The following is a 7,086-nucleotide window of genomic DNA, read 5'->3' as shown; positions in this document are numbered from 1 at the left end:
CGCGCGCCGGCGCCGACTGGCGGCTGTTCGTCGAGGCGATCGAGAATCTCCGCTACTCGGAATGGCCCGTCGACATCGAGCGCGCGCGGTTGTGGTACGAGCCCCATCTCGATCGCATCCATGAGGACAGCGAGGTTCGCCGCGCCGACCTCATCCAGCTCGAGCAGATTGCCGCCGGCTATCCGTCGCGCGAACGCTTCCTCACCGAGCTCACGCTCGATCCGCCCGACGCGACCAGCGACCAGGCCGGCGTGCCGCTGCTCGACGAGGATTACCTGATCCTGACGACCATCCATTCCGCCAAGGGACAGGAATGGAAGTCCGTTTACGTGCTCAACGTCGTCGACGGCTGCATGCCCTCCGACCTCGGCGCCGGCACCTCGGCCGAACTCGAGGAGGAGCGCCGCCTGCTCTACGTCGCAATGACCCGCGCCAAGGACGATCTGCATCTGATGGTGCCACAGCGCTTTTTCGTCCACGGCCAGGCCGCCAAGGGCGACCGCCATATGTACGCCTCGCGTACCCGCTTCATCCCGGAACGGCTGCTGCCGATGTTCGAGCGGACAACCTGGCCACGGGCCGCCGCCGTACAGGCCTCCTCCGCCAGCCGCGCGCCGCCGATCGACATCGGCGCCCGGATGCGCGGCATGTGGCGCTGACGAAAATCTTGGCCGCGCTCGGAACGAAGCCGCCGGCCTCGCGTTGAGGCGACGTTCGTAATCGGCAAACGACCATCCCCGACGGCTTCGGCGCGGTGCTCCGCGCTGGAGCCGTCGTTTTGTTGCGCCGCGTCAATTCATGCGGGAAACAGCGTAACAGGCTGATCGAAGCCCTTCAGCGTAAAATCGGAACCGGCCGCCGTGATCATGTCGCGGGTTCGATCCCGCACGGCTGCCGTGACCAGGATCTCGCCGGACTTCGCTGCCGCCTGGGCGCGGGCCGCGCGATTGACCACCGTGCCGACGGCAGTCAGGTCGCGATGGGTCTGGCCAAATTCACCGAAATTGGTGTCGCCGCTGTCGATCCCGATGCCAATGCCGATCTCGACATCGCCGGCGCCGATCGTGCGCACCAGCGCGTCGTGCCGGTCGCGAAAACTGCTCTGAATGTCACGCGCCGCCTGCAACGCCCGCGCAGCATGGTCGTCCCGCTTCACCGGAAAATTGAAGATCGCAAACACCGCATCGCCGATCGTCTTGTTGAGCAGGCCATCGTAGCGCCAGATCGCGGCGGCGCAGTCGTCGTAGAAGGCGTCCAGCAGCGACGTCAGCCCGTCCTGCGCGATGGTCTGGGTCAGCGTGGTGTAACCCCGCAGGTCGGCGAACATCACAGTGGCGTCGATGGTCACGGCGCGCGCCTTCATGACCTTCGAGAACGCCATCTCGCAGATCGTGCAGGTGTTCGGGTTCATGCGGCTTGGCTTGATACCGAACAGGCGGAACGGCGCCGACAACGGGCCGCGCAAGGGGATCGGCATATGGAGGTTCTGCCAGCAACCGAGGCAGATCGATGCAGGTTCCGGAGTCATCGGCGTATCACCTGCTGTTCCAGCGACGAAGTCCACCCCACCGTAGCACGGTCGATCACGAGCGCCCCAACCGAAATTGCCGGCACTCAGGCCGGTTTGACGAAACTCACTCCAATCCGCGTCTTCTTGCTCCAGATCACCTGGCACTCATAGACGACCGAGGCGTCGCGGGCCATCACCAGGCGAAATCGGTGCGGAACGAAGGCCGAATTCTCAACCTCGATAGCCGCCCCTTCCGGCGATATGTTCACGATCGTGCAATGCATGACCGAACCGCCCGACGAGACATAGCCGGGTTCGTTGACCTCGGTTCGCGGATGCTTGCGCTTTTCGTCCACCGGGCCTGCCTCCCCCCACTCTCTTCACGTAAACGTGGGCGATCGGCATTGCAGGAGTCAACGGCTGGCGCGGCTCACCTCAGGCTTTCGCACCACGATTTGTGCGCAGCGGTAAGCCGGATGCTTATCGCCTCCGCGCAGATGAGCCCCGCGTCGGCGCGGGCTTGCCGTTCGCGACGGCGCGAGGATAGCCTCATCTGACGGGCGATGCGCTGGCGCGACGCACGCTCCCAACAACAATGAACAGGCGCCATGGGGAGACGCGCCATGTTCGAGATTCTCGATCGCCGGACGACTCTGACCGGCAACCAGATCAAGATCCTTGCGGCGGCCATCATCGGCGATGCGCTGGAATTCTTCGACTACTTCCTGATCGGCTTTGTGCTCGCCTTCCTGATCGGGCCGTGGAAACTCACCTTCGGCCAGTCGGCCACCGTCCTGATGAGTTCCGGCATCGGCGCCATCATCGGCGCCTATCTCTGGGGCTGGCTCGCCGACCGGGTCGGGCGCCGCATCGTCTTCATCGGTACGGTGCTGAATTTCTCGATCGCGACCGGTCTCCTCTACTTCACGCCCGACAATGGCTGGGTTTACCTCGCGATCCTGCGCTTCTTCGTCGGCACCGGCGTCGGCGGGCTCTATTGCGTCGACCTGCCGCTGGTGCAGGAGTTCATGCCCTCGCACAAGCGCGGCTGGGTCGGCGGGCTCGTCACCTGCGTGATCCCGCTCGGCGTCGGCCTCGGCGCGGTGCTGGGCGCGATCATGGGCACCGATCAGTGGCGGCTGTTGTTTGCGATCGGCGTGCTGCCGGCGGTCCTGGTCCTGCTGGTCCGGCTCTGGGTGCCGGAGTCGCCGCGCTGGCTGTGCCGGCAGGGACGCTATGACGAGGCCCGCAAGTCGCTGGCCTGGGCCCTGCAGGTGCCGCCATCGGAGCTGCCGTTGCCGAGCGCGGCCGATGCCGGCCCGATCGTCTCGACGAGCTGGTTCGACCTGTTCAAATATCCGCGCAGCCTGGTCGTCTCCTGGCTCGGCAATGCCGGCGCGCAGACCGGCGTCTACGGCATCACGCTGTGGGCGCCCGCGCTGTTCGTGCTGCTGCTGAAAGTCACGCCGCAGGAGGCCGCCAAGATGATGATCCTGCTCAGCGTCACCGGCTTCGTCGGCCGCATCTCGTTCTCCTGGTTCTCGGAGTTGCTGGGACGACGCGTGGCCGGCGGCCTGCTCGGCTTCGGCGCCGGCGCGCTGACCATCATTGCGGGCTATCACTACGACGCGACGCTGTTCGGCATGTCGGCATTCTGGCTACTGCTTGGCGCCGCCTTCTTCTTCGCCGACGGCGGCTTTGCGATCGTCGGACCCTATGCGGCTGAGGTCTGGCCGTCGCATCTGCGCACCACGGGCATGGGATCGGCCTACGGCTTCGGCGGCATCGGCAAGATCATCGGACCGGTCGGCCTCGCACTGATCGTGGGCTCGAACAACTACCTCAAGCCGGACGTGCCGCTGACCGAGATCCCGACCGCCTTCGTCTATCTCGGCTGCTGGTTCCTGATGGCGGGCGCCGTGTATCTGTTCTTCGGGCTTGAGACGCGGGGCAAGTCGATCGAGCAGATCGACAGAGAGCTCAACGCGACAGCCGATGTTGCGGCCTCCGCAACGATCCGGCGCGCCTGAGGGAGGCGGACATGGACACGACTTCTGCGGATCTCGCCGGCGATCGTGACGTGATCGCCCGCGCCGAGGCGATCAGGGACGCGGTTGCGGCCGCCGACGACGAGATCGAAACAACCCGCCGCCTGCCGCCCGATTTGCTCGACCGGCTGCATGAGGCGCAGCTGTTCCGCCTGCTGCTGCCACGCTCGACCAACGGGATCGAGACCGATCCCGTCACCTTCTTCCATGTCATCGAGACCATCGCCAAGGCCGATGCCTCGACCGCGTGGTGCCTGAGCCAGGCCGGGGGCTGTGCGATGTCGGCGGCCTATCTCGATCTGCCGGTCGCGCAGGAGATGTTCTCCGATCCGCGCGCCGTGCTGTGGGGCCCCGGCCCCAAGGTCAAGGCGATCGAATGCGAGGGCGGCTACCGGGTCACCGGGGTCTGGTCGTTCGCGTCGACGCCACCAAGCGGGACCGGGTTTCCGCCGCATTGAAGGACCCGGCACAGAAGAACAACCGCGACTATGTGGACATCATCATCGCGCTCGGCATGGCGAAGGAAGGCTTCGACTGGATTTGGTGCGAGCACGCGCTGACGGTCGGCTATAGGTCGAGCCTCACCGAGATCGTGCAGATTATCGGCCGCGCCACCCGCGACGCGCCGGGCAAGACCCGCTCCCGCTTCACCAACCTGATTGCCGAGCCGGACGCCTCCGAGGAAGCCGTCACCGAGGCGGTCAACGACACGCTGAAGGCCATCGCGGCAAGCCTGCTCATGGAGCAAGTGCTTTCGCCGCGCTTCGAGTTTGGGAGTTGGGCGAACGGATGGAGTCGACCTTGCGCGAGCTGGGCGAGCGCGGCGACATCATCCGCAACATGCATAAGGCCCTAAAAGCCGATGGCCTGGAGCGCGACCCGATGACCTTCCACATCCATGACGGGCCGCCGGAGACCCCCATCGCCGGCCGCGTCGTCGATAGGTATCTGTTCGACGAGCTGGGCGAGAACCTGACCGTTGTGGTGGACGGGATCGACGGCCGGACTCACCACGTCGCCGGCATCGACCCTGCGCGCGTCGAGGACGCCCGGATCGGCAGCATCGTCGAGATCGGCCCGGCCGACACGGCGAGCCGTCCGTCCGACCGTACCATTGCAGTCATCGCCGAGGACGGTATCTATCGGCCAAGCCGCCATCTGGAACAGGCGAAGTTCGAGGGCCGCATTCCGGGTGGCGACTACGAGGGCTATGTCGATGCCCATGTGCGCCGGCTGGAGGCGCTTCGCCGAGCCGGGATCGTCGAGCGGATCGACGCGGGTCAATGGCGCATCCCCGAGGACTTCGAGGCCGCGCCGCCGCCTACGACGCTGCCCGCAACCGGCAGGCCAGCGTTCGCGTGCTATCGGTGCTCGACCTTGAGAAACAGATCAGCGCGGACGGCGCGACTTGGCTGGACCGGCGATTGGTTACGCCCGATGCGGCCGACCTTTCGCCGACCGGATTCGGCCAGCAGGTGCGCGAGGCGATGGATCAGCGGCGCGAGCATCATATTGACCAGGGCGACGCCACACGCCGGCAGGACGGCCGAACCTTCTACCGGCGTAATCTTCTCGCCACGCTACGCGAGCGCGAGGTTGCCAGCGTCGGCGCGGAGATTGCCGCGAGCAAGGCATTGCCGTTCCGCGCTGCCACGGACGGCGAAACCATCAGCGGAAAGTTCACCGGCACCGTGCAGCTTACCAGCGGCAAGTTCGCCGTGGTCGAGAAGGCGCACGAGTTCACGCTTGTCCCATGGCGACCTGTTATTGACCGCCAGCTCGGCCGCGAGGTTGTGGGCGTCGTGCAAAGTGGTTCGGTGTCGTGACAGTTGGCGCGGCAAAGGGGACTGGGTCTCTGATTGATTTTACTAACTCTGGCTGATGTAAGGACAGGAGATGTGATGGAGCGCGATGTGGCCGACAGCGCATCCGCGTTTGTGGTCGTTTGCCTTCTTCGCTGTCATCGCTTTCAGCGATCGTCTTCGCGATTCTGGCGCTCGACTAAGTCCTAGCACGCAAAAGCGAGATCCCAATCGCGTTCCGAGTTGCTGCTATACGGATTCAGCACTTGATGGCATTCATCGCGCTTACAGCCGTCGACAGACCTGCGCGATCCAAAGCGTTCATGATGAACGTCGAAAAGGCGAAATAGAGCCGGCGATCAGACCGGTGCCGATCGCCAAGATCCAAAGCAGCGCAGTGACGACTATTCACGATCTGCCTTCCAATATGAGCTGCGACCTGCCTTTCGCTTTCGACATAGTCTTTTTTCCTCTTACGAATATTGTCTTGCGTCGCGTTGGAGTATTTGGCCGCCCACGCGTTTGCATCCGCGGAATCACTAGAGAACCGCCTGAAGGAGGAGAACCAACAGTACGCCGCTGACAATGCCAGCCCCTCCCGCAAACCACGCGCGGAAACCAGCGAGCCACATCGACACGAGATGCCATGCCGGGATTGCGCTCGACGTCAGCAGACGGATGCTTCTCTCCGCCGGCTTCTGAGCCTCTCGCCAGGAGCGCCGCCGATGGCCGTAAGCCAGCAGGCGCGACCTCAATCCAACGCATTCTACCCGCGATCCCAGAGTCAAAGCGAAGCTCGAAGACGACCTATGGTCACATAGAATGCGATGGTCTCGTCCTGATCCGTGGCGGGGATCGCAGCAATCACGGCCTCCGTGATATAGCTGGTCGTAGTGATCTTCCGATTGACTAAGCGGTCGTCATTCTATAGAAGCGATAACTTCCGGAAGCAAGGTGTTCACGAAGACCGAGCGGCCATCGCGTCCGGCGCTTCGGGCTATCGAGCGGTTGATGCGGCGACCGGAGCACAGGTCAGGGGAAGCCGCCCGGTCGGCTCTGAACACTCCATCTCAGATAGCGCGTTCTCAGTGGAGATGAAGTTTGGCTCAAGACCCGCTCAGTATGACGTTTGCCGCACTCGCCGATCCCACACGGCGGGCTATCCTTGCCCGCCTTGTCGCGGGTGAAGCATCGGTTGCTGAACTGGCCGAGCCGTTCGACATGACGCCTCGCGCCGTGTCGAACCACATCTCGGTGTTGGAAGCGGCCGGTTTGGTGACGAAAGGCCGGGATGCACAGCGACGTCCCAGCCGTATCCGGCTTGAGCCGCTTGCACAGGTCGACGGCTGGCTCGAGACCTATCGCGCTCTTTGGTCCAAGCGCTTCGATCACCTTGAGCGGCGCCTCGCGGAGCAACAGAAGGCGGGCTCACGCAACCAAGATGAATGAGGCAGTGCTCGCGTCGGCGATAGCGCCGACGCGTCGCTGCGCCGCGTCGCGCTACCATCGACATGGGAGCCGCAACATGGGGCGACTCACCACAATATGGAAGCTATTGCTTCCGGAAGCGATTACTTCTATAAAGGGCCGATAAGGTTCTTCGATAGGGCTGGCGATGCCACCTGCTCACCATCCGACTTGGTCCTTCGAGGCCATCGATCGCTGGCTGAGCAGCCAATGTCAGTTCTGGAACGAGCGGTTCGACCGCCTCGATGAAGTATTGGCT

At 64.1% G+C, this 7,086-nt stretch carries 7 protein-coding genes and 2 pseudogenes; 6 read left to right on the top strand and 3 right to left on the bottom strand.

Translation table 11 applies throughout. From position 1 onward, the window contains the following. On the top strand, positions 1–659 hold a 659-nt coding region (locus AC628_RS37495; protein ID WP_143202022.1), incomplete at its 5' end, for a 3'-5' exonuclease. 137 nt (positions 660–796) lie between these two features. Here AC628_RS37495 and AC628_RS37490 read toward each other — a convergent pair. Further along, a complete protein-coding gene (locus AC628_RS37490) occupies positions 797–1,528 on the bottom strand; it encodes an adenylate/guanylate cyclase domain-containing protein (protein WP_074131681.1) in 732 nt (243 codons plus the stop codon). An 86-nt stretch (positions 1,529–1,614) separates the two neighbouring features. Then, positions 1,615–1,866, bottom strand: coding sequence for a PilZ domain-containing protein (locus AC628_RS37485; protein ID WP_074131680.1), 252 nt, complete (start codon positions 1,864–1,866; stop codon positions 1,615–1,617). Between the two features lie 267 nt (positions 1,867–2,133). On the opposite strand from AC628_RS37485, the gene AC628_RS37480 reads away from it, so the two are divergent. From AC628_RS37480 to AC628_RS46255, 4 genes and pseudogenes are all read left to right on the top strand, one after another. After that, positions 2,134–3,540: an MFS transporter gene (locus tag AC628_RS37480; protein WP_074131679.1), complete on the top strand. Its 1,407-nt coding sequence runs from the start codon at positions 2,134–2,136 to the stop codon at positions 3,538–3,540. Between the two features lie 11 nt (positions 3,541–3,551). Then, entirely contained in the window at positions 3,552–4,016 is a 465-nt protein-coding gene (locus AC628_RS37475) for an acyl-CoA dehydrogenase family protein (RefSeq protein WP_074131678.1), read from the top strand. Beyond that, positions 3,980–4,330: pseudogene (locus tag AC628_RS37470) on the top strand (DEAD/DEAH box helicase); the annotation flags it as partial. The gene AC628_RS37475 and the pseudogene AC628_RS37470, both read left to right, overlap by 37 nt. Next, a pseudogene (locus tag AC628_RS46255) lies at positions 4,327–5,384 on the top strand (DUF3363 domain-containing protein); the annotation flags it as partial. The pseudogenes AC628_RS37470 and AC628_RS46255, both read left to right, overlap by 4 nt. 235 nt (positions 5,385–5,619) lie before the next feature. On the opposite strand, the gene AC628_RS43495 reads toward AC628_RS46255, so the two are convergent. Continuing rightward, positions 5,620–5,946 (bottom strand): hypothetical protein, encoded by a 327-nt coding sequence (locus AC628_RS43495; protein ID WP_143202021.1) that lies wholly within the window; start codon positions 5,944–5,946, stop codon positions 5,620–5,622. Positions 5,947–6,461: 515 nt separating this feature from the next. Between AC628_RS43495 and AC628_RS37455 the strand changes: the two genes are divergently transcribed. Then, a complete protein-coding gene (locus AC628_RS37455; RefSeq protein WP_074131676.1) occupies positions 6,462–6,809 on the top strand; it encodes an ArsR/SmtB family transcription factor in 348 nt (115 codons plus the stop codon). Positions 6,810–7,086 lie beyond the last annotated feature (277 nt).

Source organism: Bradyrhizobium sp. NAS96.2, from assembly GCF_001908235.1.
Classification (GTDB): Bacteria; Pseudomonadota; Alphaproteobacteria; order Rhizobiales; family Xanthobacteraceae; genus Bradyrhizobium.
Note: the sequence above shows the minus strand (reverse complement) of the source record. Positions and strands in the feature narration are given on the sequence as shown.